The sequence below is a fragment of the Geobacillus sp. C56-T3 genome (assembly GCF_000092445.1).
Taxonomy (GTDB): Bacteria; Bacillota; Bacilli; order Bacillales; family Anoxybacillaceae; genus Geobacillus; species Geobacillus thermoleovorans.
The window spans coordinates 3,154,339-3,178,171 of the sequence record NC_014206.1; the positions used below are offsets into that span (position 1 = coordinate 3,154,339).

Consider the following 23,833-nt stretch of genomic DNA (forward strand, 5'->3'; position numbering starts at 1 on the left):
CGCAGCCTGTCCGTCAGACACCGGATGCCATCTGCCCTAAAAATGCGCGGCGGATGGCTTCCACCTCCCGTTTCATTTGCCGCACTTCCTCGCGCAAGGCGGCGGTCGGCGCTTCACGTTCAAGTTCATCCAACTGGCGGGTGATCTCCTCGCAACGCTCCATCTCCTGTTGCAAAAACAGCGCCTCGTCGCCTACATTCGTCCATGCGTGCTCCATCGCCATTCCGTTCTCCCTTCCCCTTTGCCGTGTGATTTCCTTTCATCATTTCGCGTCCGCACCCACAAATCCCTTTCACTAATCTTGTAAAGAGATGACAGCTTTTGTCGACAAAAAAAGCAGAGGCGCGCCGCCCCTGCTTTTGCCTTCCATCTTCGGCCTATCGCCTGCGCTCTTGCAGCAACATACGCCGTCGTCACAACCGCCAGGCGTCAGCCATGGATGATCGTTGGTTATTGATTGACATTTTGCGCTTTGCGGGCTTCCGCTTGCGCATTTTGTTGTTTTACGTGTTGCACATTCGTCTCAGCCGCAAATTCCGTCGCAAATTGGCCAGCTTGAGCGGCTTGAGCCGATTGGGCATTTTGTTGTCTTACTTCTTGAATGTTTGTGCCAGCTGCTGTTTTGTTCGGTTGTTTGGCCATTGTTCTCACCTCCACGTGCTTTACTATGCCCCGGGGGTGATCGTTCTATCCGCTGACGTTACAAAAGTAAAGATCTTCCACCATCGACAATGATCGTCTGCCCGCGAATCATCTCGGCTGCATCCGAGAGCAAAAACAAAACCGCGTTGACGATATCATCGGGTTTGACCGGGCGGCCAGCCGGCGTGTTCGCAGCCGCGTCGGCGAGCAGCTCTTCACGGTTCGGGAAGTGCTTCAGCGCATCTGTATCGACCGCCCCGCCGGAGACGGCGTTGACGGCGATGTTTTTCGGCGCCAGCTCGACAGCCAAGTAGCGGGTCAGCGCTTCAAGCGCGGCCTTCGAGACGCCGACCGCCGTATAGTTTTCCAAATAGCGGATCGACCCGAGCGAGCTGATGCTCACAATTTTCCCGCCGCCGACCCGCTCCATTCTTTTGGCCGCTTCCTGGGCGCAAAACAAAAGCGCTTTGCTGTTGATATTCATCGTCCAGTTCCAATGCGTTTCTTCCAATTCCATCGCCGGGCGCAAGACGCCGGATGCGGCGTTGTTCACGAGCACGTCGACCCGCCCGAACACCTCATCGATTTGGGCAAACATGGCGTGAATTTTCTCAACGTCGCCGACGTTCGCTTTGACGACGAGCGCTTTTCTCCCGAGCGCTTCAATTTCGCGCGCCGTTTCTTCGGCGGCTGTTTTGCTGCGGGCGTAATTGACGACAATATCATATCCTTCCTTGGCCAGCCGCAAAGCGATCGCTTTGCCAATGCCGCGGCTGCTGCCGGTGACCACTGCTACTTTTCCGCTCATGTTTTTCACTCCTTATACATATAATATAGCCGAATTCCATAGATGAGGGAGGGGCTGCCTATGTACGTCGGCCGCGATATGACTGAGCTGTCGATGATTCCGAAAACGGAATGGACCGATGACGAACTCGCTTATTTTCATCATTCGTTCCAACAAATCGCTCCATATTTAAACGTCGAAGGGCAGACGATTCACCGCGAAATCATCGAGGAAATCGAAGCGCGCGGCGGCCTTGGGCGCCGTGAAGCAACGTATACACACGGCACGATGCCGGTGCCTGATTAATCGGGGCGGCGTACTCCGCCCGCCCATTCTTTATATTCGCGCCAAACACGTTGATGGGACACCGGAAAGGCGTACGCCTTCAACTCGTCTTCCGGCGCAAGCCGGTAAGGCTCCTCGACCGGTCCGCCATGAACCAAACGGCCGGGAAACACGGTCAACTGCCAGACTAAATGGGAAAACGCATGCTCAAACGAAACGATCGGTTCTGTAAGCTCCACTTGCAAACCGTATTGCTCCCCAACCATTTGCTCGAGCTTCTCTTTTCCATCTGCGCCGTCCGTTTCGCAGCTGGGGAACTCCCATAAGTTCGCAAGCAAACCGGTGCTGTCGCGCTTGCGAATGAGAACGCGGCCTTCATCATCGGCCAGCACCGCTACTGCGAGCGACACTTGTTTGACCGCTGTTTTTTTCATTTTCACCGGCAGCTCTTCCGCCACCCCTTCGGCGAACGCTTGGCAGTAGGCTTGCACCGGACAAAGAAGGCACGACGGGCGGCGCGGTGTGCAAACAAGAGCGCCAAGCTCAATCAGCGCCTCGTTAAACGCTCCCGGGTTTTCGTACGCCATAATTTCGCGGACGATTTGTTCAAATCGTTTTCTCGTCGACGGTTTGGCAATATCGTCTGTCACGAGAAACAGACGCGACAAGACACGCATTACGTTGCCGTCAACAGCCGGCTCCGGGACGCCATAAGCGAGGCTCAACACCGCCCCGACCGTATACGGTCCGACTCCTTTCAGCCTAGAAAATTCATCTGGATCGTCCGGCACTTTGCCGCCATAGCGCGTTTTCACTTCTTTCACCGCCGCGTGCAAATTGCGCACGCGCGAGTAATAGCCGAGCCCTTCCCACGCCTTCAGCACCTCGTCCTCATCAGCGTCAGCAAGCGCCTCCAGCGTCGGAAACCGATCGATAAACTGTTCAAAATACGGAATGACCGTCTCGACGCGCGTTTGCTGCAGCATCACTTCCGACACCCATACTTTATATGGGTCGCGGTCTTTCCGCCACGGCAGGTCGCGGCGCTCGCGGGCGAACCAGTCAAGCAAATCGCGCTGAAACTCGCGCGCTGGAAATCGCTCTGTTTCTCTTGTCATCCAACGTTTCCCCCATGATGCCTATTATCCATATCTACTTTATTATATCAAAAAACCCCCGGCGTGGCTTGCCGCACGCCGAGGGGAAACGGAAGGAAATCGTTCTCAACTTTCCTTAGCCGCAGAAACATAGGCGATTTGTTCATGTTGGGCGCGCAATCGGCGAATATCGATGCGCACGAGCAACGAGATGATGAAAGCGATGACAAACAATCCGCCAAAAAAGGCCAAACTTCCTTCATAAGAACCGGTCGTGTCTTTAATATACGCGGCAAACATCGGTCCGACGAGACCAGCCGCGGCCCAAGCGGTCAAAATATAACCATGGATGGCACCGAGTTGCTTTGTTCCAAACAAATCGCCGATATACGCCGGGATACAGGCGAATCCGCCGCCGTAGCACGTATAAACAATCGTCAGCATCACAACAAAAAGCCATTTGGTGGACACGTTCGGCAACAGGAAGAAAATCAAGATTTGCAAAACGAAAAACGTCGTATACGTATTCGGCCGCCCAATATAATCAGAAGCCGATGCCCAACCGATGCGCCCTAACCCGTTAAACACCCCAATGGCGCCAACTAATGCCGCCGCGGCCGTTTGGCTGATGCCGATGCTTTCCACCGCCAACGGTTTGGCCACCGCCAAAACGGCAATACCGCACGTTACATTGATAAATAGCATCAACCATAAATACCAAAACCGTCTTGTTTTGACCGCCTCATTGGCCGTCAATTGCGCCAAATCAAGCGAAGGTTTGGCTTTTCCGGCCTTCACTTTTTCCTGAAATCCTTCCGGCAGCCATCCTTCCGGCGGTTTTTCTAAATAAAGAGAAGATAACGTCATAATAACAAAATACGTAATCCCTAAAATGAAAAACGTATTTTGGACGCCGACGGAGGCAATCAAACTGTTCATCACCGGACTCGCGATCGCTGCGGCAAACCCAAACCCCATAATCGCCAGCCCTGTAGCCAACCCGCGCCGGTCTGGAAACCATTTGACAAGCGTTGACACTGGCGCAATATACCCGACGCCGAGCCCAATTCCTCCCAACACCCCGTAAAACAAATACAGCAAGTATTTCGAACCAAGCGCTACGGCCAAACCAGACCCCGTCACCCCAAGGCCAAAAAAGATGGCGGCCAATAGCCCGGATTTCCGCGGTCCGTGTTTTTCAACAAAATGGCCAAGGAACGCAGCCGACAATCCTAAAAACAAGATCGCAATGCTGAACGTGAGCGCTACTTCCTGATCGGACCATCCAAACAATTGTTTTAATGGATTGGTAAAATTGCTCCACGCATAAACAGACCCAATCGAAATATGAATGCCAACGGCCGATAACGCAATGAGCCAACGGTTTTTCACAGCCTCTCCTCCCCTTTTACCCGATTATGATCCGACTCTCATGCGTATACACGTTAAACACCTGTCCGCGCAAAAAGCCAACGACGGTTATGCCGAGTTCATCCGCCAAATCTAAGGCTAGCGTCGTCGGGGCCGATTTTGAGAGCAGGACGCTCACTCCCATTTTCGCCGCCTTTAACAGCACTTCCGACGAAACGCGGCCGCTGAATACAATGAGCTTGTCTTTCACCGCAACTTGATGACGCAGGCAATAGCCATACAGCTTATCAAGCGCGTTGTGACGCCCAATGTCAGAGCGGATGGCGACGATCCCGTCCGGTGTGGCGAGCGCGGCGTTGTGAAGACCGCCGGTTGCCGCAAAGTCCGTCGACTGCTCGTGCAGCGCTTTCATGAGGCGAATGCAGTCATCCGCCTTCACGGCGATGCCGCCGACGATCGTTTTCGCCGTCTTCATGTCATTGTAAAAATAAAACTGCCGACTTTTTCCGCAACACGAGCCGATGAACCGCTTGGCATAAAACTGTTTGGCCGGCAGTCCGCCCGCGGCGAGCTCAACATAAGCAAAGCCCCGCTCCCCATCAATGCTCATTCCTTTGATGTCGCTGTACGTCCGAATGACTCCTTCCGAGGCCAAAAATCCGATTACCAATTCATCTAGATGCGCCGGCGTGCAAACGATCGTCGCAAACTCCTCGCCATTGACCGTTATGGTCAACGGAAACTCGAGCGCGATCTCGTCCTCTTCCTCAACAAAGCGCCCGTTCCGGTATTTCGCAATCGGTCGCCGTTTCGCCGCAAACCCGCTCACCTTGCCATTCCCCCTTTCCATGCAAAATAAAACCGCCGCCTTCCGGACAAGAGGACAAACTCGCCCCTGTCAGCGAAAAGCGGCGGTAGTTTGCGCCCAGCACTTCTGCAGCGAAACCAACGCACATCCGTTTCCGAAACCTGCCTGCCAAGCGGCAAAACCGTTTAGCCGGCAAGGCTTCTACTATTTTCATCGTGCTAACTATTCATAAGCATACCACGAACAGCAGCGAAAAACAATGGTTTCCGTTCACAAAATCGTCACAATTCAATCGGTTTTTCAAATACAAAAACGGAAACAGCCATATCCTCTTCCACTTTAATATCACTGAACAAATAAAGAAGCTTCGAACCGACAAGCTCTTCCATGCCGTCCGGCACATGCTGGGCGTACACATCTTGGATCATTTTCGTTCTCGCTGCATGCACCATGTCCCGCCCTTCCGGCGTGCGGGCGATAAATTTTTCCGTCGGCGTCAAATTGCCGTGCAAAATGGTAATCGCCAAATTGTCAACAAAATACGTTTTGATCCGCTCCGGCCCTTTCCCAAACAGTTGTTTGCGCACTTTGCGCACAATATCGTTGAAAGCGGCTTCTTTTTTAGACATTCTCACCCCTCCTTGCAGTCAGCAGAAAAACTTCCGGCCCATCCGTTGTGTTCTTCCTTTCGCCGTACTATAATAAACTATAGCAAATGTATACATAGTGGAAAAATAATAAGGCAAGAAGCGGCCTTGTTATTTTTCTACTAAATATAAAAAGTTTGGATTGGTTGTTTAGTATCGTGATGCTAAAGAACTACTCCACCACGATGAAGCATTCGTCTCGTCGCTGGTGGAGTTTTTTATTTTAACAAAGGGGGAGCGATGATGGAAGCGCAAATGGTGACGGTAACCATCAACGAGCGTACCTACCACGCCAAGCCAGGGATGACCATTTTAGAAGTCGTCAATGAACACGGTCTTCCGCATCCGCAAGTTTGTTATACGCCGGAGCTTGGCGCCATTCAGACATGCGACACGTGCATCGCTGAAGTCAATGGAACGCTGCTTCGTGCCTGTGCGACACCGGTTGAGGACGGCATGGTCGTCGAACTCGGCTCGCCGCGGGCAAAGGCAGCGCAAAAAGAAGCGATGGACCGCCTGTTGGAAAATCATCTCTTGTACTGTACGGTGTGCGACAACAACAACGGCAACTGCAAGCTGCACAACACGGCGGAAATGATGCAAATTGAACATCAAACATATCCGTACCGGCCGAAAGTCGACCCGTCCGAGGTGGACATGTCGCATCCGTTCTACCGCTACGACCCGAATCAATGCATCGCCTGCGGGCAATGCGTCGAGGCCTGCCAAAACTTGCAAGTGAACGAAACGCTTTCGATCGATTGGGAAGCGGAACGGCCGCGCGTCGTTTGGGACGGTGGGGTGCCGATCAACGAATCGTCGTGCGTCAGCTGCGGGCATTGCGTCACTGTCTGTCCGTGCAACGCGTTAATGGAAAAATCGATGCTTGGCGAAGCGGGCTTTCTCACCGGCTTGGACAAAGACGTCCTCAACCCGATGATCGATTTTGTCAAGGAAGTCGAGCCAAACTATACGAGCATTTTCGCCATTTCTGAAATCGAGGCAGCCATGCGCGAACAACGGATCAAAAAGACGAAAACGGTTTGCACGTTCTGTGGCGTCGGCTGTTCGTTTGAAGTGTGGACGAAAGGGCGGAAAATTTTAAAAGTCCAGCCGGTATCCGAAGCGCCGGTCAACGCCATTTCCACATGCGTCAAAGGAAAATTCGGCTGGGATTTCGTCAACAGCGAAGAGCGCCTAACGAAACCGCTCATTCGCAAAGGCGACGTATTCGTCGAGTCGACATGGGACGAAGCACTCGACTTGGTCGCGGAAAAGCTCGGGGCGATCAAGCGGCAATACGGCGGCAACGCCATCGGTTTTATTTCATCGTCAAAAATTTCCAACGAAGAAAACTATTTAATGCAAAAGCTCGCACGGCAAGTATTTGAAACGAACAATGTCGACAACTGTTCGCGCTACTGCCAGTCGCCGGCGACGGACGGCCTGTTCCGCACGGTCGGCATGGGCGGCGATTCCGGCACGATTCATGACATCGCTTCAGCCGGCCTTGTCATCATCATCGGCGCCAACCCAGCGGAAGGGCATCCGGTCATCGCCACCCGCGTCAAACGGGCGCATAAACTGTTTGGCCAAAAACTCATTGTTGCGGACTTGCGCCGAAATGAAATGGCCGAGCGGGCTGACCTGTTCATCCGCCCGAAACAAGGCACCGACCAAGTATGGCTGATGGCCGTGACAAAATACATCATCGACCAAGGCTGGCACGATGAGGCATTCATTCGCGAGCGCGTTCATTTCTTTGAAGAGTTTAAACAATTGCTGGAAAAATATACACTTGATTATGCCGAACAAGTCACCGGCGTCGCCAAAGCCGACCTCATCCGCATCGCCGAGATGATCCACGAAGCAGACGGCACGTGCGTCCTCTGGGGCATGGGGGTCACGCAAAACACGGGCGGCAGCGATACATCGGCGGCGATTTCCAACTTGCTTTTGGCAACCGGCAACTACGGTCGTCCGGGGGCGGGCGCGTTCCCATTGCGCGGCCATAACAACGTCCAAGGCGCCTGCGACATGGGTTCGCTTCCTGCCTGGCTGCCTGGCTACCAACATGTCACCGATGATGAGGCGCGAGCGAAGTTTGAAAAAGCGTACGGCGTCCGCATCGATGCGAAACCAGGCCTTGACAACATCCAAATGCTCGAAGCGGCCGAGCGCGGCGAGCTGAAAGCGATGTATATCATCGGCGAAGATATGGCGCTTGTCGACTGCAACGCCAACCATGTGCAAGAGACGTTGGCGAAGCTTGACTTTGTTGTCGTTCAAGACATTTTCTTGTCAAAAACGGCGCAATTTGCTGATGTCATCTTGCCAGCAGCGCCAAGTTTGGAAAAGGAAGGAACTTTCACGAATACCGAGCGCCGCATCCAACGGTTTTACCAAGCGCTGGAGCCTCTTGGCGACTCCAAGCCAGACTGGTGGATCATTCAAGAAATCGCGAAGCGGCTTGGCGCCGATTGGAATTACGCCGGTCCGAAAGAAATCATGGATGAAATCGCCAGCCTCGCTCCACTGTACTCACAAGCGCATTACGACCGGCTCGAGGGCTGGAACAGCCTTTGCTGGGGCAGCCACGACGGCGCTGATACGCCGCTGTTGTACAAAGAGCGGTTCAACTTCCCGGACGGCAAAGCCCGCTTTGCGTTAGCCGATTGGGTCGAACCGGTGCAATATCCGGAAGAGTACGATTTGCTTGTGAACAACGGCCGATTGCTCGAACATTTCCATGAAGGAAACTTGACGTACAAATCCAAAGGCATCGAGCATAAATTCCCAGAAGTGTTTGTCGAAGTATCCCCTGAACTCGCCAAAGAACGCGGCATTGAAGATGGGGCGCTCGTTCGGCTCATCTCGCCGTACGGCCGCGTCAAAGTGCGCGTGCTCGTCACCGATCGAGTCAGAGGCAATGAACTGTTCTTGCCGATGCACTCCACAGCCAATGAGAGCGCCATTAACATGCTGACCGGCCCGCAAACCGACCATCGCACGAACACGCCGGCTTACAAACAAGCCCGCGTGCGCATGGAAGTCATTGAACGGTCCGGCAAGACGCCGCTGCCGCGCACAAATCCGCGCTTTAAAAAGCGGCATCCGCAAAACGGCGTCGAGGTGGAGCGGAAGTGGCGGCGAAGCGACTACGTGCCGCTCACCGAGGAAAACAAGGGGGTGACGATCGGTGGCTAAGCCGATTACCACCATTCAAAAGCGCCAAATGACGGAGGAAGAAAAACGAACTGAAGCGCTGGCCAAGCTAAAAGCCGCTGTCGGCGACAGTGAAGAGGCGGTCCGCGAGCTCTTGGAGTTCATCGATCAGCTCCATGAAAGCGGCCTGCTCGAAGCAGCCAACGCCTTGTTAAAAGCGCGGGAAGACGTGGCGAAAATCGTCGTCGGCCAGCTCAACCAAAAACCGGTGACAACGATGATCAACCATGCGTTCGCCATAGCTGGCCTTGCTGCTTCACTTGATCCGGAGAAAACGGCGAAACTGCTTGAGCACATCGCCGCCGGCGCGCTGGAGGCGTACGAACAAAACTCCGCCGAAACAAAAAAAATCGGGTTGTTTGATTTGCTTAAAGCGCTCAATGACCCGGACATCAACCGCGCGATCCGCTTTTTCCTGTCCGCTCTCAAAGCGATCGGCAAACGGTTCAGAAATGACGGCTAATCGATCGGCTGGCAGAGAAAAGGACAGTTGACCAATGAGCCGCCAAAAGAACGGATGGTGAACCGATCTTCCATCAGCATGGAATGCTCCCCACTTACACCTATATAGACGTTGAAGTGGGGAGCTTCTCGGTTCGAGATGATCAACAAAACGTCCCGCCTCATGCGGGGCGCTTTTCGTTTTTGGTTGAAGCGCTTCCCTTTTCGTCTGACGAACGGCTTGCTTCCTGTTTCTTTTTCTCACTCCACTGTCTATCAATCGTTTCCTTTTTTGAATCTTTGTGAAATTGGTCGTTCCGCCTCTCGCCAACGATTGTCGCCCTATGATACACTAGCCATAACCTTGTTTGTCTCTCGCCTCCTTTCGGCCAATGCCTCAAACGGTTATTGGCTGAACACAAGGTGGGGCATACTAATAGTTGCATGAAAAAGAAAGATGTGCTCCGGCCGAGAGACAACAGACAGTTTCCATCCGAACATGCAACGATGCTGCAAGAAGGAGGCGCCTTCACGTTGGATACAGGCACACATGTTTTGATGGGGGTGGCGCTCGGCAGTATTGCTTCACTTGACCCTGCGATCGCCCACGATCCGCTCTTGTCCCACGCTGTGTTGATCGGCGCGCTCGCTGGCTCGCAAGCGCCGGATATCGACACGATTTTCAAATTGCGCAACAACGCCCAATATATTCGCAACCATCGCGGCATCACCCATTCGATTCCCGCCGTCGTTCTTTGGCCGCTGCTCATCGTCAGCGTGATGGCCGCCATCTATCCGAAAACGGATTGGCTTCGCGTTTGGCTTTGGACGTTTGTTGCCGTCGCCTTGCACGTATTTGTTGACATTTTTAACTCTTACGGAACCCAGGCGTTGCGCCCGTTTACAAAAAAATGGATCGCCCTTGGCGTGATTCATACGTTTGATCCGGTCATTTTTGGGCTTCATTTGGTTGGCGTCGGCGGCTTGTTTCTCGGCGCCCATCCCGGTTATACGTTTCTTGTCGTCTACGTGCTTATCGCTGCGTATTATGGGCTTCGCTTCCGCCAGCAGGCCAACATCAAACGGCTCGTGCACGCCTCGGTCGCCGGGGTGACCGAGATCATCACCGTACCGACATGGCGGCCGCGCGAATGGCATTTAGCCATTTCAACCTGCGACGAATTTTACGTCGCCCGCGTCAAACGCGGCGAGCTCATCATCCTTGACCGCTTCCAAAAGCGTGCGCTTCCCGACCATCCGGTGATGAACGCCGCCAAACGCGACGAAAATATCGCCGCTTTCTTATCTTTTTCCCCGGTTTACCGTTGGGAAATGAACGAATACGATGATTACTATGAAGTGCGCTTTACTGATTTACGCTATCGAAGCAAAGGGTATTACCCGTTTGTCGCTGTCGTCCAGCTCGACCGCGATCTCAATATTGTCAGCTCATACACCGGCTGGATTTTCAGCGAAGGCAAACTGCGCAAAAAGCTCGAACTTGCTCCAAACGGCTGATGGGCTCCGCCCCAATCATTGCCACACATAAGCGCTACAGGGTGTCCCATAATAAAAATACGTGTTGGCCATCCAACACGAGCACGCCGTTAAGGAGGGAATGTGCCGTGCGGAACAAAGCGCACAACTTCCCGAACCAAAACAACAACAAGCTCGAAGGCGAACCGCGCGCCAAGGCCGAGTACGCCTCGAAGCGGGCCGACGGCACGACCAACACCCACCCGCAAGAACGGATGCGCGCCTCCGGCGAACGAAGCGATTTCTTTTAACATGAAGGGGGAGCACGGCATCGTTCGCCGCACTCCCCCGGCACATTCCGCAGCGAGGTGAACAATCATGGGTCACCATCGGCACAAAAAATTTTATGACAACTTTTATTCGAACCCGTTTCAGCAGCCGTGGGCCAATCCAAAACACGCCCACTCGCAAGTGAACGGCGAAACGCAGCAAACGCTTGACCTCATCATTTTAGAGCGGCAGACGCGCAAGCAGTCGTAGCGGAACAACCTAGGGAGACACCCTCCCTAGGTTTTTAGGCTCTCTTTCCGTCCGACTGTGAACTTGTCCCGACCGTCATGATTGAGGCAAATTCGGTTTACGAAGCAGTGAAATCGGCAACGCCTCCTCCTCTCCGTTTCCTTTCAACCGCCATCCCCAGGCAAACACTCCTTTTAAATAGCGCACTTTAAAATACTCTCCGGGCGCCCCTTCAATTTCATAAATCTCCCCAGGATGAAAATCAGCTGGATTAAGCATATACGCCTTCGCCATGGCGATTTTCCGCTCGTAGACGGCGTATTCGTTCACCATCCCCATCTGCTCCGCCTTGCGTGCCTTTTCCGTCAACATGGCGATTTCTTGTTGCAGTTCTTCTTTCGTCATTTCACTGTACCGTTTTTGTTCTCCTTTGATCATAGGCAAGCCTCCTTTTTGAGCATTCCGGATGGATCGTTTTCATCCACATGGAACTCGGCAAAAGGCTCAGAACATCTCTTGATTTATGGAACTGGAACGATTTTGTGATCAACATTCAACGACAAAACTGATAATATCCCCTAATTTTTTCAAATCCTTTCATTCGAGATCACTCGTCATTACCGTGCATGCGCAGCCATTCATTGATCAAGTCAAGTGCGAATCCTTTTCGGTACAGGGCTTGGCGCATCTTTTGCTCATAAAGCGGCCGCGGGTGGTGCGCATAACGGCGGTGCGCTTTCTCCGCCTGAACACTGAGCGCCTCCCGTTCTTCTTGTTCAGTATGAGCGCCGCCATCCGCCAAAACGGCGGCAATCACCTCATGCGGAAACCCTTTGCGCATCAGCTGCTGCCGCACCCGTTCCAAAAACGCGCGAGCCGATTCAGCCCGGCGCTGTTTTTTCGCTTTTTCGTAAAGCGAGCGGGCGATGGCCATCTGTTCATCCAACGTATACTCCGCCAAACTCTGCTCGATCAAGCAGCCCAAAACACCGAGCCGTTCCAGTTCAGCGCGGATGAGAAGCGGCCCTTTCGCCGCCGTCTTTTTTTGCGTGCGTACGTAAGCGGCGGCAAACGCCTCGTCATCGACATACCGCTCGGCGCGAAGTTTTTTGAGCACTTCATCAATCACCGAATCCGGAGCGCCTTTTTTTCGCAAGTGTGCGGCGACCTCATGCTCCGAACGCATCCGGTGCGCCAAAAAGTAAAGCGCCTGTTGATACGCCTTTTTCACCTCATCGGCATACACAATATGTTGAAGCAGGTCGTCGCTGATCTCCATCCCTTTTTTCAAGTGGAATTGAAGCAATACATCTTGATCAACTGTCAATCTCAACGACGGTGCGCCGTCACGGTGCACGACAATCCAAAATCGTTCAGCATTTTGTTCGGTTACGACAATGTCGGCAATCGTTCCCATTGTTTGTCCCCCTTATCTTTTATCGTATCATAAGCAGGAACTTCTGACACCAAAAGCGAAGTCATAAAATAAACCAATGGAAGGGGAATCAAGATGCGCATCGCCATCAACGGCGGCACTGGGCTGATCGGCCAGGCGCTCGCCCGCCATTTTTCCAAACAAGGACATGAGATCTACATTTTCACCCGCTCTCCCAAACCTTCTGAAGGCAACATTCATTACCTTTCCTTCGACAACCACCGAAAGCCTGAAGCTGTCGATGTCGCCATTAATTTAGCCGGGGAGCCGCTCAATCGAAAACGTTGGACGGCGAAGCAAAAAGAGATCATCCTTGACAGCCGCCTTCGATCCACCGAAGCGATGGGCCGCTACATCGATTCACTGTCCCGCCCCCCGTCGTTGTTTATCAACGCCAGCGCCATCGGCATTTACGGCACTTCGGACTCCGCAACATTTACCGAGCAAACGACCGATTACGGCGGCGACTTTCTAGCCCAGACCGTCCAAGCATGGGAAGCATCGGCCCGTCCGATTGAGCAGCTTGGCATCCGCACCGTCTACGCTCGCTTTGGCGTCGTGTTTGCCCGACATGGCGGCGCCTTGCCGATGATGATCAAGCCGTACCGGCTGTTTGTCGGCGGCCCAATCGGCAGCGGACGGCAATGGCTATCGTGGATTCATCTTGAAGACGTCGTGCGCGCGGTCTCGTACATCATCGAACACGAGGAATTGTCCGGCCCCATCAATTTCACCGCGCCCCATCCAGTACAAATGGAAGAATTTGGACTGACCGTCGCCCGACTTCTTCACCGCCCGTATTGGCTTTCGATTCCCGCTTGGGCGCTTCGCCTTCTCCTTGGCGAAATGAGCATGCTTGTCACCGAAGGGCAACGCGTCATCCCAAAGAAGCTATTGCAAGCCGGCTTCCGCTTTTCGTTTCCAACGTTGGAAGGCTGTCTCACCGATTTGCTTTTGCCCCATGACCGACAAAAAATATCCAAAAAAAATTAACAAAAAAACAATTCCCTTTTTGCCTCCGATCGTGTATGATAAAGGAGACCTTAGGCTAGTTGTCGTCATAATCGCATACGGACAGGAACAAGGGGAAGGCAAATGGTGCGTCACCAGCGCTCGCGCTGGTCCTAGTGGGTTCGATTCCCACCCCGAAATTTTTTTAATGAAGTTTTAATAAAAAAATTTCGAGGGTGGGTTCCCGCTGGGAGGCTGCCCTCGGCATCCAAAGGAGGGATTGGCCATGTTGAAAAAACGCGAGCTGCAAGACTGCCATGCGCTGTACGAGCTGATGGTGCATCCGGACGTCTTCCCTTTCGTGCGCCAAAAAGCCAGCTCGTACGAAGAGTTTTTATTCATGACAAAACAGCTCATGGAGGCGGAAGAACGTGGCGAATTGATTTCGCGCACGATTTTAGACGAATGGGGAAACCCGATCGGCACAATCAGCCTCTTTGATATCCAAGATGGCGCCGGCTTTTTAGGCACGTGGCTCGGCAAGCCGTATCACGGGCTCGGTTACAATCGGCGCGCCAAAGAAGCGTTTTTCCATGAGCTGTTTTATGAGCTGTCGATCGAAACCGTGTTTTTGCGCATTCGCAAAGTCAACGTCCGCTCGATCAAAGCGGCGGAAAAACTGCCGTACGTCACGCCGGCCAATGAAACGCGGCGGGCGTTGCTCGAGCAAATCGGCTCGGATGTATACAATTTGTACGAAATTACAAAAGACAACTACACGCTCTATACAATGCGCCATCCTTCCTTTGCCCACAATGAAGAACAGCGCAAAGAGGCATAAGCCGCGGGAGAGCGCATCTGATGCAAAAAGAGGCTGTCCAAACGGACATCCTCTTTTTTACGCATAAAAACGGCTGATTTTGCGCAAAATGGAACTAAAGGAATATTGATGCAAAGCGAGGGAATAAGCGATGGCGGAAAAACGAAAACGCGAAAAAGCGAAGCATACGCTGACAAGCGCCCAAGAAGTAAGCTATGCCCGCGATTTTAAAATGGCGGACCAAGCGGGCGGCTATACGGCCAAAAAAGCGCGCCATTAGAAACGATTGCTATTTATACGCTGGCGCCGTCCATGCCATCCTAATGATTGAATCGTACGATTCACACTTTTGGATAGGGGGCATGGATGATGGGCCGTTCTCGCGGACAACGAACACGCGACAAAAACAAGGCGACTTTGCCGCAAGTGCCGAAACAGCTGAAATCTGACGGCATCGATGTGGAATACTCGGCAGAATTTGCCGACCATGAAGACCTTGAAGCACAGGCACGCGCTGCGGCAGCCGGCATCCGCCGGCAAGAGCGCAAACAGTAACCGAACATGGCGCCCGCTTTGATGGGGCGCCTTTTTCCTGTGAACCGCTTCCACTTCGCTTTGCTTGGAGTGAGAGACTTTCTTTAGTTAAACACGTCTCTCAAGCCGCGCTACACCGTCGCCTCGCCCTCGAGCTCCAACACTTGGCTGTACCGTTTGTAAAACCGCCCCAACTCCCCTTTGTAATTGTCTTTCCACGGTTTTTCCTTGCCGCAATAATGGATAAAAACGGTGTTTTCCTCAATCCAAGCTAAATCGTGTTTCGGGTTGGGCAAAAGCTGCAAAAAGTCATAATAGCGCGCGTCGTAGTTGTAGCGGTAGCAGTCGACCGGTTTAATTTTGTCCCAGTACAACCCGTTTAAGACGTCTTGGTCAGGAAGAACAAGCTTGAACCGGTTGTCGCGAATGAACTGGTAAATGTCCGCAAGCCGAACGTGTTCGCGCATCATCGCAATGTTCATCATCATCACACCCGTGTTGAAATACCCTTTCGCGTTCGGCGTTTTTAACCGCAACTTGTTGAACAAGTTTGCCACCTTCGTCGAATGGGTATGCTCAGCCGCAATGAACAAGTTCCCTTCAAAATCCATGTCATACAGCTCATCCATCGGGTTGATCGCCACAATATCCGGATCAAGGTACAAGACACGGTCGACGTCTGGCGGCAAAAACAAATGCGCCGCCAGACGGTAATACATCTCCACCGTATAGTGGCGGAAAACAGGCGCATCATGAAACAGTTGCGGATCAACGTAAATCGGCACCAGCTCATGCCCCTGCCGGCGAACAAACTCGCCAAGCGCCTGAATCTCTTCCTCGGCAATGCGCGAGTAAAGCAAGTAAAACGTAAACGAGCGCCGGTTGTTGCAAAACAGCGAATGCATCAAGACTCTCAGCGGCGGAAGATAATTGGCGTCTGTCGTGACTAACACTTGAAACATGCACCATCACTTCCTTTTTTGCGTCATCGATTCCCCTTTCTCTACAATTATATAGAAATTTAGGTGAATGTTGCGCCCTTTTCATGCCAAATTGTCCGACCGGGCGACGATTTCTTGTCATTCCTTTACATTGAAAAGGGCCTATGCCAGCAACGCGGCAATGTGCCTTACTCCCCTCGCCAGCCGGCTTTCGCTGGCGAATTTCTTGTTCGACTATTTACAATTATCAAACAAATCACTATAATAAACGTATAAGCCGTCTCCTGCCAGCTTGGCCGCTTGTGCAGACCGGACGGCCCCTGCCATCTGTCCGATAGCCCCGTTGCCTGACAGGCAGCGTTGGCAGCTTTTATGCATCGACCACAAAAAGAACTGTGCGGCCTGACGGCATCTCCGCGCCGGAATGCCTTCTCAGTCCGTTCAAGCCGGTTCCTATCTTGCACGCTGTATAGGAACCGGCTTTTTGCATGTAAACAGAAAGGAGGGAAATCGATGCCAGGAGCGCTCGATGGCGTGCGCGTGCTCGACTTATCGCGCGTGTTGGCTGGTCCGTATGCGACGATGATTTTAGGCGATTTAGGCGCTGATGTCATCAAAGTCGAAGCGCCCGGGGGGTCGGATGACACCCGGTTTTGGGGGCCGCCGTTCCAAAACGGCATGAGCGCTTACTATACCGCCGTCAATCGAAACAAACGAAGCATCACCGTCAATTTAAAATCGGCAGAAGGACAAGAGACGATTCGCCGCCTCGCCGAAACAGCTGATGTCCTCATTCACAATTTTAAGACCGGAACGATGGAACAGTGGGAACTTGGCTATGAATCGTTGTCGCGCCTCAACCCACGTCTCATCTACTGCTCCATCACCGGGTTTGGCGAGACAGGACCGCTCGCTCCATTAGCCGGCTACGACTATATCATTCAGGCAATGAGCGGCTGGATGAGCATTAACGGCACTGCGGACACCGGCCCGCTCAAAGTCGGCGTCGCCGTCACGGATGTGTTCACCGGCCTGTATGCCGCCATCGCGATCGAAGCGGCGCTTTTGGCCCGCGAGAAAACGGGGCGCGGGCAAAAAATTGATCTCGCACTGTTTGACTGCGCCGTGAGTGCGCTTGTCAATGTCGCCGCCAATTATTTGTTATCCGGCGACGTCCCGAAGCCGCTCGGCAATGAACACCCGAACATCGTGCCATACTCAACGTACATGGCAAGCGACGGTCCGATCGTCATCGCCGTCGGCAATGACCGACAATTTCAAGCGCTTTGCTCGTTGTTGTCCGATCACTCGCTTGGAACCGATCCGCGCTTTCAAACCAATCCCGGCCGAGTCGCCCATCGCGAAGAGCTGAACCGGCGGCTGAACGAGGAAATCAAGCGGCGGACGCGGGCCGAGTGGCAGCGCCTTCTCGCCGAGAAAGGCATTCCATGCGGACCGGTGCAGACGCTCGATGAACTGTTCCGCCATCCGCAAACGGCGGCGCGCGAGATGACAGTCACGGTGCACCATCCAATCGTCGGTCCGTTAACGCTTGTCGCCAGCCCACTGAAACTGTCTGACACGGCGGTGTCTTACCGGCTGCCGCCCCCGCTGGCCGGCGAGCATAACGGCGAGGTCGAAGCTGGATGGCAAGGCAAACCGGCCGCTGAAAACGGTCCGCACGACAAAAACCAATGAATAAACCGTTGTTCTCCTCAACCGCTTCAGCGCCCGCTGAAACAAGGGAAACGAACGTTGACACGAAAACCATGAAAAACAAACAGTTGCATAGGGGGATGGAAACGATGATGAACTTCGACTTTACACCCGAACAAGAAATGCTGCGGCAAACGGTGCGCAAATTCGTCGATAAAGAAATTATGCCTTATATCAAAGAATGGGATGAGCGCGGCGAATTTGACCGCAACATTTTCAAGCGGCTCGCTGAGCTCAATTTAATGGGCGTCTGCATTCCCGAAACATATGGCGGCATGGGCATGGATTACAACTCGCTTGCCATCGTCTGCGAAGAGCTCGAACGCGGCGATACGGCGTTTCGCACCGCCGTATCGGTTCACACCGGGCTGAACAGTTTGACGCTCCTTCAGTGGGGAACTGAAGAACAAAAGCAAAAATATCTCGTCCCACAAGCGCGCGGGGAAAAAATCGGCGCATTCGGCCTGACCGAACCGAATGCCGGCTCAGACGTCGCTTCCATCCAGACGACAGCCGTCCGCGACGGAGATGACTACATTTTAAACGGACAAAAAACATGGATTTCCCTCGCTGACATCGCTGACCATTTTCTCGTATTCGCCTATACGGACAAATCGAAAAAGCACCGCGGCATTTCCGCCTTTATCGTCGAACGGACGATGCCCGGCTTTTCGTCGCGCCCGATTAAAGGGAAACTTGGCATCCGCTCTGGCAATACGGGCGAGCTGTTTTTTGACAACGTCCGCGTCCCGAAAGAAAACTTGCTCGGGGAAGAAGGCGAAGGATTCAAAATTGCCATGTCAGCGCTTGACAACGGCCGCTTCACCGTCGCCGCCGGCGCGGTCGGCCTCATTATGGCATGTCTTGAGGCGAGCGTTAAATACTGCCACGAACGAAAAACATTCGGCAAAGAAATCGGCCGCCATCAGCTCGTCCAGCAAATGATCGCCCGCATGGAAGCTGGTTTGCAAATCAGCCGCCTGCTCGTTTACAAAGTCGGCTTTCTCAAAAACGAAGGCCGGCGTTGCACGAGAGAAACATCGCTCGCCAAATGGATCGCCTGCGACTACGCGAACCAGGCGGCCGACGATGCCGTGCAAATCCATGGCGCCTACGGCTATTCGAACGAATACCCGGTCGAGCGCTACTTGCGCAACTCGAAAGCGCCGGTCATTTACGAAGGAACACGGGAAATTCATACGATCATGCAGGCCGAATATGTGCTCGGTTACCGCCAAGACAAACCGTTGCGCAAAACGCTGCCGGCATGGCGGCCGGCTGAAAACTGAATCACCAACGAAATCATGGGCGGCCAAACCGCTGACCCGCACCAAAACGCCGCTGCCCCCCATCAACCGATGAGGGGCAGCGGCTTATGGCTCTTTCTCCTCCATTTTGCAATATTGTTTGTACAAATCTTTTAGCGCCGCGCACAGAGCAGAATGGGCTTTCCCTAAATACCCTTCGTCAAGCTCGGCGAGCAGACCGTCGATGCCATCGCGCAGCGAATGGCCGCGAAGCAGGCGGGCCACGTAATCGCGCCCATGTTCAGTAGCCAATGTGCATGATGCCTCCACGATCACCCCGTATTTTTTATCAATTTCCGCTGTGATCGTCAGCGTATCGTAAAGGCTTTTCGCCGCCATTCCGGCCGGCAGCCGCGCATGACCAGCGATAAACTGCGTTTTCATCCGCTTTCCCTCTTTCCTCGTCTTTCCTGTTGCTGTTATACCAGCTGCTATCTTATTTCGCGGCGTGCATCCATTTTCCCTGCCTCGTTTGGCAGTCAACGAAAAAAAGCCGCCGGCCAGACAAACCCGGCAAGCGGCATATCGTTGCTTTTTAGCGCTGCTGTACCGACGCAAGACGGCCTGCCTCCCAGTTCACCCACGCCCCGCTGTCTGGGTCAATCGAGGCGAGACGGAGCCAGCCGTTTTGGACTTTGCGCCGAAATTCGCTGTTTTCATCGAGCAACCGCTCGATATAGGAAAACGGCGCTTCAATGATGACGAGCAACCGAAGCGGAGAGTGGAACCACTCACGGTCAGATGCGGCGACGGACTGCCACGGCAAGCCGGCTAGCAAGTCGCTTCCGTTCCCTTGCATGACGCCGATGCCGCCGGTCACCGTCTGGGTCGTTTTGTCGCCGCTTCCGTAATGATGCGGTGCCACTGTCGAAGCATAATATTGCAAGTTGATCCACTGCCCAACCGTAGCCGGCCCAGCGATGATGCCGGCCAGCGCCTCACCGGTCGGATCTTCGCGCCAATCGTAGCTGTGCAAAAACACCCGGCCGTCTAAATGAACGCCCTTTGTCAACGCCCGCCGCCCAATCAGGAAAGCGGCGTTCCCCGCCAATCCCCACTCCGGACGAATTTCACTCCAGTCGACGGCGCGGCGTCGGGCTTCGGCAACCGGATCGCGCGGCATGGCGCCGACATGCGGCAGCTTCGCCATCCGCTCAGCATTGGCTTGGCGGCTGACGTCGGCAAGCGCTTGTTTCAGCTGTCGAAACGCCGCCTCAGCCGCTTCGGATAACGGCGGCACTTCCACCCAACGCAACTCGTCAACGGTCGTGATATGTTCAGCGGCGACGAACACGGTCTCATCCGGGATGATGATTCCCTCTTTCGCCAATCCATCCCGCACGTGCGGCAAGTTGGCCAACGCGGCGAATACGCGGGCGTTGAACGCCCCAGCCGCGCCGCCGCACGCCCCGCAATCGAGCGCGGACGCATACGGGTTATTTGTCGTCTCGCTCTCATGGCCGCAGACGACGACAAGCGGGGCAAATGAAGACGTCAGGCCGATGTTCACGAGAAGCTGTTTTACGTATTGCACTTGCTCTTCTTTTGTCAACCCGATCGGCAGCCCAGTCGTTTCGTCATGCCCTTGGCAATCAAGCGACAGCGTCGTCTTCGGTTTTTGTTGCGCCGACATTTCCGCCTGATGAATGGCTTGCCCGGCCCAAGCCGGCGCCGCGCTGCGGGCGATCGTATGCAAACCGAGCCACGGGCCGCTCATTTCCGGAAGCAGCAAACCAGCCAGCAGATGCTGCTTGATTTTTTTAAACGTCCGGCCGACAAAGCGGAACAGATCGCGCCGCCGGCGGTACGGCGCCGCCGTTTCGGGAGAAGCGGTTTCGTTGATTTCATGCCGCGGCGCCACAATCGCCGGGCAAGATGGATGGGCGTCATCTCCGTCAAGCACGCGCGTTTGGATCGGCAAGCCGAAAAAGCCAGCGCAGCCGTACGTTTCAAACGGGCCGACCGCCTCTACATGACGGCGGAACGGCTCGGAGCGCACATCAATGCAAAACAATAGCTGCGCTGCCGCCTGCTCTTTTGGCTCCTCAGGTTGACGGGTGAGAACCGCTTCTTTCAGCTTCGCTTCATACGTATCTTCCCACGCCTCAAGCCAAAGATGGCGGCGGCCAATCCGCCAGAACCGATCGGCGAACACCAGACGAGCTTGGCGGTCTTCGAGCGACAGGCGCCGCCAGTCGTCCAGCGTCATGCCGCCCCAGTGGATCCAGGCGGCCAACAGCGGCCCAACCGCACGATCGTCTTCGTTTTCTTCCTCCTTCAGCGGCAGATGGGGCGCTGTGAACACCCACTCCAGCGACAAACGAACGGCCAAGTAATTGATCAGCCCGCCGATTTCGTCACCTGCACGGCGCGATTGCCAGACCATCATCCCCGCCCAGCCGGGCAGAGCTAATAAATGCGCTTCTAAATAGGCCACGGCCTCCTCATCCTGCACCCCGAGCTGCTCAAGCGCCCGTTGCAACGCCTCCTCTGGATGGTGAGGCCAATCGAAAAGCCGTTTCCGCTCCTCCTTGGACAAGGATGGATCAAGAGGCGCCAAGCGACGCCAAGACCCGTAAAAGCCGTGTTCACGGTGCGGTAGCGCCCACACCGCCTCTCCCCGATCGTAAAACAGCTTGCACCATTTGATCATTTGTTGATCCAACCGCTTTTCCAAACCAAGGCGCACAGACCGCGTGCGGATGGAAACAGAGCGCAGCGGCATAGCGGCGGCCAACTCGATCAGTTTCGGCATCTGAAGCGCTTCTTCGGGCACCGCATCGTTCCAAAGGAGGGCGCGGCATAGCCGTTCCGCTTCATGGCGCGGCGCAGGAAGCGGCTCGTCATCCAACCATCGTTGCAGACGCCGCTCGATGAAGGAAACGTCAATCTCCCCTTTGGATAGCGCCGCATGAAAAACGGCCATTGGCGGATACAAGTCGATGCCGTAAGCTTCTTGCAGTCGGTCAGCCGCGTCGACAAACGACTTGTCTTCCATCCCCATCCACGGATGGCGGGCGATAAACGCGGAAATCGGCCAAAGCGGAGCGATCACCTTCGCCGCTTCGCTGACAATCGCCTCGAGCGGACAAGCGGCTGCTTTTTTTGCCTCCGTTGACCGTTCAAGTGATATGACGCTTCTACTCATGAGCCATCCCCTCCTTTAGATAGGACGCCAAATAACGCGGGTGTGCTTCGGTCGCCGCCGGACGCGGTTCACCAAGGTGAACAAGCCACATGTACAGCTGAATGGCAAGCATGGAACTGCGCCGGTTCGCGATCCATACAGCAACCAGCGCCGCGGCAACAAACAGAGCGCAGACAAGCCATTCGAACGAAGCGGGCGGCAGAAACGCGGACGGCATCCCGTTATGAAGCAGCGCCATAAATTGATGGCGCACCGTTTCGGACACCAACGCCAAAGCAACGACAACCGCAAAGCCCAGCCAACGGCCTTCGCGAAAATCCGTAAGCCGTCCCCAGGCAACCGTTGCCGAGGCCGCAAGCAAAAGCGCGCTCAACAGCCGGGCCGGTTCGTGCGGAGCCGCCTGCCAAAAGGCCCACCCAAGCAGCACGCCGAGGATGATGCCGCCCGGCCACGAACTGCCTGTTTTTCGCAATCCTGCCCGACCGACTCGCGGCACGACGGACCCGGACTGCAAAAAGAGCGTCGCTTTAAACAACCCGTGCAACACTAAATGCACTACTGCGGCCCCGTAAGCGCCCAGGGCGCATTGCACAAGCATGACGCCCATTTGCGCCATCGTCGAACCGACAAGCTGGCGCTTATAGTCGACGTGAACTAAGCTGATGCCCGTGCCAATCAAAATCGAGGCAAAAGCGATCAGAAAGAGCGCCACATGCGCCCATGTTTCGTGAAAAAGCGGAGAAAAGCGCCAAAGCAGCAATCCCCCCGCGTTCACCAGCCCTGCATGCATCACCGCTGACACCGGCGTCGGCGTCACGACTGATTCCATCAGCCAGCGATGAAACGGCCACTGACCGGCCGGAATAATGGCACCCAATAGGAGCAGCCCGTTCAACACCGCTTTTTCCCATGAGCCAAGTTGAGCCAACCGTTCCGCTGACAGCATAGAGGCCAGCGTCCATTCACCGCCTCTCATCCCAAGCCAAACGGCAACAATGGCAACAGCGAGCCAACTAGTCAAAAACATCACGCTCATCTGCCGAGCGACAAACTGAACCGGTTCCCATTCTTTTTTCAATACAGTCAACGCCACAAGCCCCGCGAGCGGCAGCCCCCAGCATACCGCGACCAACCGCAAATCATCAGCCGCCCACGTGAGCGAAGCAGCAAACGACGTCCAAGTCAAGAGCGAAAAATACAACCGATAGCGGCGGTCGCCGTGCAAATAGCGAACCGCAAACCGTTGAATCGCCCAGCTGAGAAGCGAAATATAAACGGCGGACAGCCAGCTCGTCGCATCAAACCGCCACGGGCCGATGTCGACCGCGCCGGCGCCGATCCATCCGAATAGCGCCGCCGCCCCCGGCAACAGCAACAGCCAAACGTGCACATGCACATATCGTTCCGACACGCGCGGAGACAGCCACACGATCGCGCTTAGGAAAACGACCGCAATCGCCGCCAGCCATCCCCATGCGAACCATTCGTTCCCCATTGCCATCTCCTCCCCTCATCTGCTTGCACATCGTTCGAGAGAAAAAAGAAAAAACCGGCTATGTCAATCAGGCAAAACGGCCGAAAAAGGCCGTTCCATTGCCTATCGATTGCCCATAGCCGGTTTACCTTCAACCAATCATCGCTCGATTGTTTGAAGATCTCCCGTTCGTTGTCGCGCGGCAGGCG

At 54.4% G+C, this 23,833-nt stretch carries 25 protein-coding genes; 12 read left to right on the top strand and 13 right to left on the bottom strand.

Annotation, left to right across the window (positions count from 1 at the left end; translation table 11 throughout):
• Positions 1–13: 13 nt before the first annotated feature.
• From GC56T3_RS15655 to fabL, 3 genes are all read right to left on the bottom strand, one after another.
• On the bottom strand, positions 14–223 hold the full coding sequence (locus GC56T3_RS15655; RefSeq protein ID WP_013146311.1) for a YgaB family protein: 210 nt from the start codon (positions 221–223) through the stop codon (positions 14–16).
• 227 nt (positions 224–450) lie between these two features.
• Positions 451–642 carry a gamma-type small acid-soluble spore protein gene (locus tag GC56T3_RS15660; protein ID WP_011229970.1) on the bottom strand — a complete coding sequence of 64 codons (192 nt, stop codon included), beginning with the start codon at positions 640–642 and terminating at the stop codon, positions 451–453.
• A 58-nt stretch (positions 643–700) separates the two neighbouring features.
• Complete coding sequence (fabL, locus tag GC56T3_RS15665) at positions 701–1,450, bottom strand: enoyl-[acyl-carrier-protein] reductase FabL (RefSeq protein ID WP_013146312.1); 750 nt, start codon at positions 1,448–1,450, stop codon at positions 701–703.
• Between the two features lie 60 nt (positions 1,451–1,510).
• Between fabL and GC56T3_RS15670 the strand changes: the two genes are divergently transcribed.
• Positions 1,511–1,735, top strand: a complete 225-nt coding sequence (locus GC56T3_RS15670; protein WP_011229968.1) for a hypothetical protein — start codon at positions 1,511–1,513, stop codon at positions 1,733–1,735.
• Here the strand turns inward: GC56T3_RS15670 and mutY are convergent.
• The 4 genes from mutY to GC56T3_RS15690 all read right to left on the bottom strand — a co-directional run bounded on the left by mutY (position 1,732) and on the right by GC56T3_RS15690 (position 5,619).
• Positions 1,732–2,832, bottom strand: a complete 1,101-nt coding sequence (mutY, locus tag GC56T3_RS15675) for an A/G-specific adenine glycosylase (RefSeq protein ID WP_013146313.1) — start codon at positions 2,830–2,832, stop codon at positions 1,732–1,734. The genes GC56T3_RS15670 and mutY overlap by 4 nt on opposite strands.
• A gap of 105 nt (positions 2,833–2,937) precedes the next feature.
• Positions 2,938–4,203, bottom strand: a complete 1,266-nt coding sequence (locus tag GC56T3_RS15680) for an OFA family MFS transporter (RefSeq protein ID WP_013146314.1) — start codon at positions 4,201–4,203, stop codon at positions 2,938–2,940.
• A gap of 16 nt (positions 4,204–4,219) precedes the next feature.
• The gene (gene fdhD, locus GC56T3_RS15685) at positions 4,220–5,011 is read right to left on the bottom strand and encodes a formate dehydrogenase accessory sulfurtransferase FdhD (RefSeq protein WP_013146315.1); all 792 of its coding nucleotides are present in this window, start codon (positions 5,009–5,011) and stop codon (positions 4,220–4,222) included.
• A 260-nt stretch (positions 5,012–5,271) separates the two neighbouring features.
• A complete protein-coding gene (locus GC56T3_RS15690) occupies positions 5,272–5,619 on the bottom strand; it encodes a DUF2294 domain-containing protein (RefSeq protein WP_013146316.1) in 348 nt (115 codons plus the stop codon).
• 261 nt (positions 5,620–5,880) lie between these two features.
• Here GC56T3_RS15690 and fdhF point away from each other — a divergent pair, with 261 nt between their 5' ends.
• From fdhF to GC56T3_RS18950, 5 genes are all read left to right on the top strand, one after another.
• Complete coding sequence (fdhF, locus tag GC56T3_RS15695; protein WP_013146317.1) at positions 5,881–8,844, top strand: formate dehydrogenase subunit alpha; 2,964 nt, start codon at positions 5,881–5,883, stop codon at positions 8,842–8,844.
• Positions 8,837–9,325 carry a DUF1641 domain-containing protein gene (locus GC56T3_RS15700; RefSeq protein WP_013146318.1) on the top strand — a complete coding sequence of 163 codons (489 nt, stop codon included), beginning with the start codon at positions 8,837–8,839 and terminating at the stop codon, positions 9,323–9,325. The genes fdhF and GC56T3_RS15700 overlap by 8 nt, the downstream gene beginning before the upstream one ends.
• 512 nt (positions 9,326–9,837) lie before the next feature.
• Positions 9,838–10,821: a metal-dependent hydrolase gene (locus GC56T3_RS15705; protein ID WP_013146319.1), complete on the top strand. Its 984-nt coding sequence runs from the start codon at positions 9,838–9,840 to the stop codon at positions 10,819–10,821.
• Between the two features lie 107 nt (positions 10,822–10,928).
• A complete protein-coding gene (locus GC56T3_RS15710; protein ID WP_011229959.1) occupies positions 10,929–11,090 on the top strand; it encodes a small, acid-soluble spore protein K in 162 nt (53 codons plus the stop codon).
• A 67-nt stretch (positions 11,091–11,157) separates the two neighbouring features.
• Complete coding sequence (locus tag GC56T3_RS18950; protein WP_011229958.1) at positions 11,158–11,319, top strand: YpzG family protein; 162 nt, start codon at positions 11,158–11,160, stop codon at positions 11,317–11,319.
• Between the two features lie 75 nt (positions 11,320–11,394).
• Here GC56T3_RS18950 and GC56T3_RS15715 read toward each other — a convergent pair whose 3' ends face one another.
• On the bottom strand, positions 11,395–11,736 hold the full coding sequence (locus GC56T3_RS15715) for a YfhH family protein (RefSeq protein WP_011229957.1): 342 nt from the start codon (positions 11,734–11,736) through the stop codon (positions 11,395–11,397).
• Positions 11,737–11,905: 169 nt separating this feature from the next.
• Positions 11,906–12,715, bottom strand: coding sequence for a recombination regulator RecX (gene recX, locus GC56T3_RS15720; RefSeq protein ID WP_013146320.1), 810 nt, complete (start codon positions 12,713–12,715; stop codon positions 11,906–11,908).
• Positions 12,716–12,808: 93 nt separating this feature from the next.
• Between recX and GC56T3_RS15725 the strand changes: the two genes are divergently transcribed.
• The 4 genes from GC56T3_RS15725 to GC56T3_RS15735 all read left to right on the top strand — a co-directional run bounded on the left by GC56T3_RS15725 (position 12,809) and on the right by GC56T3_RS15735 (position 15,059).
• The gene (locus tag GC56T3_RS15725) at positions 12,809–13,726 is read left to right on the top strand and encodes a TIGR01777 family oxidoreductase (protein WP_013146321.1); all 918 of its coding nucleotides are present in this window, start codon (positions 12,809–12,811) and stop codon (positions 13,724–13,726) included.
• Between the two features lie 244 nt (positions 13,727–13,970).
• Entirely contained in the window at positions 13,971–14,525 is a 555-nt protein-coding gene (locus GC56T3_RS15730; RefSeq protein ID WP_013146322.1) for a GNAT family N-acetyltransferase, read from the top strand.
• Between the two features lie 130 nt (positions 14,526–14,655).
• On the top strand, positions 14,656–14,784 hold the full coding sequence (locus tag GC56T3_RS18955; protein ID WP_013146323.1) for a YfhE family protein: 129 nt from the start codon (positions 14,656–14,658) through the stop codon (positions 14,782–14,784).
• Positions 14,785–14,873: 89 nt separating this feature from the next.
• Complete coding sequence (locus GC56T3_RS15735; RefSeq protein WP_011229952.1) at positions 14,874–15,059, top strand: YfhD family protein; 186 nt, start codon at positions 14,874–14,876, stop codon at positions 15,057–15,059.
• 110 nt (positions 15,060–15,169) lie between these two features.
• On the opposite strand, the gene GC56T3_RS15740 is transcribed toward GC56T3_RS15735, so the two are convergent.
• Positions 15,170–16,000, bottom strand: a complete 831-nt coding sequence (locus GC56T3_RS15740) for a glycosyltransferase family 8 protein (protein WP_013146325.1) — start codon at positions 15,998–16,000, stop codon at positions 15,170–15,172.
• A gap of 492 nt (positions 16,001–16,492) precedes the next feature.
• On the opposite strand from GC56T3_RS15740, the gene GC56T3_RS15745 reads away from it, so the two are divergent.
• Both GC56T3_RS15745 and GC56T3_RS15750 read left to right on the top strand, forming a co-directional pair.
• Entirely contained in the window at positions 16,493–17,677 is a 1,185-nt protein-coding gene (locus GC56T3_RS15745; protein WP_013146326.1) for a CaiB/BaiF CoA-transferase family protein, read from the top strand.
• A 107-nt stretch (positions 17,678–17,784) separates the two neighbouring features.
• Positions 17,785–18,984 carry an acyl-CoA dehydrogenase family protein gene (locus GC56T3_RS15750; protein ID WP_013146327.1) on the top strand — a complete coding sequence of 400 codons (1,200 nt, stop codon included), beginning with the start codon at positions 17,785–17,787 and terminating at the stop codon, positions 18,982–18,984.
• 84 nt (positions 18,985–19,068) lie between these two features.
• Here GC56T3_RS15750 and GC56T3_RS15755 read toward each other — a convergent pair whose 3' ends face one another.
• From GC56T3_RS15755 to GC56T3_RS15765, 3 genes are all read right to left on the bottom strand, one after another.
• On the bottom strand, positions 19,069–19,386 hold the full coding sequence (locus GC56T3_RS15755) for a DUF3870 domain-containing protein (RefSeq protein ID WP_011229948.1): 318 nt from the start codon (positions 19,384–19,386) through the stop codon (positions 19,069–19,071).
• 151 nt (positions 19,387–19,537) lie between these two features.
• Positions 19,538–22,150, bottom strand: a complete 2,613-nt coding sequence (locus tag GC56T3_RS15760) for a DUF2309 domain-containing protein (protein WP_013146328.1) — start codon at positions 22,148–22,150, stop codon at positions 19,538–19,540.
• The gene (locus tag GC56T3_RS15765) at positions 22,143–23,645 is read right to left on the bottom strand and encodes an NADH dehydrogenase subunit 5 (protein ID WP_013146329.1); all 1,503 of its coding nucleotides are present in this window, start codon (positions 23,643–23,645) and stop codon (positions 22,143–22,145) included. The genes GC56T3_RS15760 and GC56T3_RS15765 overlap by 8 nt, the downstream gene beginning before the upstream one ends.
• Between the last annotated feature and the right edge of the window lie 188 nt (positions 23,646–23,833).

What these genes read in the sequence shown, in the direction of transcription:
- GC56T3_RS15735 (WP_011229952.1), top strand. Translation starts at nt 14,874, where the DNA reads ATGGGCCGTTCTCGCGGACAACGAACACGCGACAAAAACAAGGCGACT.
- GC56T3_RS15765 (WP_013146329.1), bottom strand. Translation starts at nt 23,645, where the DNA reads ATGGGGAACGAATGGTTCGCATGGGGATGGCTGGCGGCGATTGCGGTC.
- GC56T3_RS15745 (WP_013146326.1), top strand. Translation starts at nt 16,493, where the DNA reads ATGCCAGGAGCGCTCGATGGCGTGCGCGTGCTCGACTTATCGCGCGTG.
- GC56T3_RS15755 (WP_011229948.1), bottom strand. Translation starts at nt 19,386, where the DNA reads ATGAAAACGCAGTTTATCGCTGGTCATGCGCGGCTGCCGGCCGGAATG.
- GC56T3_RS15660 (WP_011229970.1), bottom strand. Translation starts at nt 642, where the DNA reads ATGGCCAAACAACCGAACAAAACAGCAGCTGGCACAAACATTCAAGAA.
- GC56T3_RS18950 (WP_011229958.1), top strand. Translation starts at nt 11,158, where the DNA reads ATGGGTCACCATCGGCACAAAAAATTTTATGACAACTTTTATTCGAAC.
- GC56T3_RS15760 (WP_013146328.1), bottom strand. Translation starts at nt 22,150, where the DNA reads ATGAGTAGAAGCGTCATATCACTTGAACGGTCAACGGAGGCAAAAAAA.
- GC56T3_RS15690 (WP_013146316.1), bottom strand. Translation starts at nt 5,619, where the DNA reads ATGTCTAAAAAAGAAGCCGCTTTCAACGATATTGTGCGCAAAGTGCGC.
- GC56T3_RS15725 (WP_013146321.1), top strand. Translation starts at nt 12,809, where the DNA reads ATGCGCATCGCCATCAACGGCGGCACTGGGCTGATCGGCCAGGCGCTC.
- recX (WP_013146320.1), bottom strand. Translation starts at nt 12,715, where the DNA reads ATGGGAACGATTGCCGACATTGTCGTAACCGAACAAAATGCTGAACGA.
- fabL (WP_013146312.1), bottom strand. Translation starts at nt 1,450, where the DNA reads ATGAGCGGAAAAGTAGCAGTGGTCACCGGCAGCAGCCGCGGCATTGGC.
- GC56T3_RS15730 (WP_013146322.1), top strand. Translation starts at nt 13,971, where the DNA reads ATGTTGAAAAAACGCGAGCTGCAAGACTGCCATGCGCTGTACGAGCTG.
- GC56T3_RS18955 (WP_013146323.1), top strand. Translation starts at nt 14,656, where the DNA reads ATGGCGGAAAAACGAAAACGCGAAAAAGCGAAGCATACGCTGACAAGC.
- GC56T3_RS15655 (WP_013146311.1), bottom strand. Translation starts at nt 223, where the DNA reads ATGGCGATGGAGCACGCATGGACGAATGTAGGCGACGAGGCGCTGTTT.
- GC56T3_RS15740 (WP_013146325.1), bottom strand. Translation starts at nt 16,000, where the DNA reads ATGTTTCAAGTGTTAGTCACGACAGACGCCAATTATCTTCCGCCGCTG.
- GC56T3_RS15715 (WP_011229957.1), bottom strand. Translation starts at nt 11,736, where the DNA reads ATGATCAAAGGAGAACAAAAACGGTACAGTGAAATGACGAAAGAAGAA.
- fdhF (WP_013146317.1), top strand. Translation starts at nt 5,881, where the DNA reads ATGGAAGCGCAAATGGTGACGGTAACCATCAACGAGCGTACCTACCAC.
- GC56T3_RS15750 (WP_013146327.1), top strand. Translation starts at nt 17,785, where the DNA reads ATGATGAACTTCGACTTTACACCCGAACAAGAAATGCTGCGGCAAACG.
- GC56T3_RS15670 (WP_011229968.1), top strand. Translation starts at nt 1,511, where the DNA reads ATGTACGTCGGCCGCGATATGACTGAGCTGTCGATGATTCCGAAAACG.
- mutY (WP_013146313.1), bottom strand. Translation starts at nt 2,832, where the DNA reads ATGACAAGAGAAACAGAGCGATTTCCAGCGCGCGAGTTTCAGCGCGAT.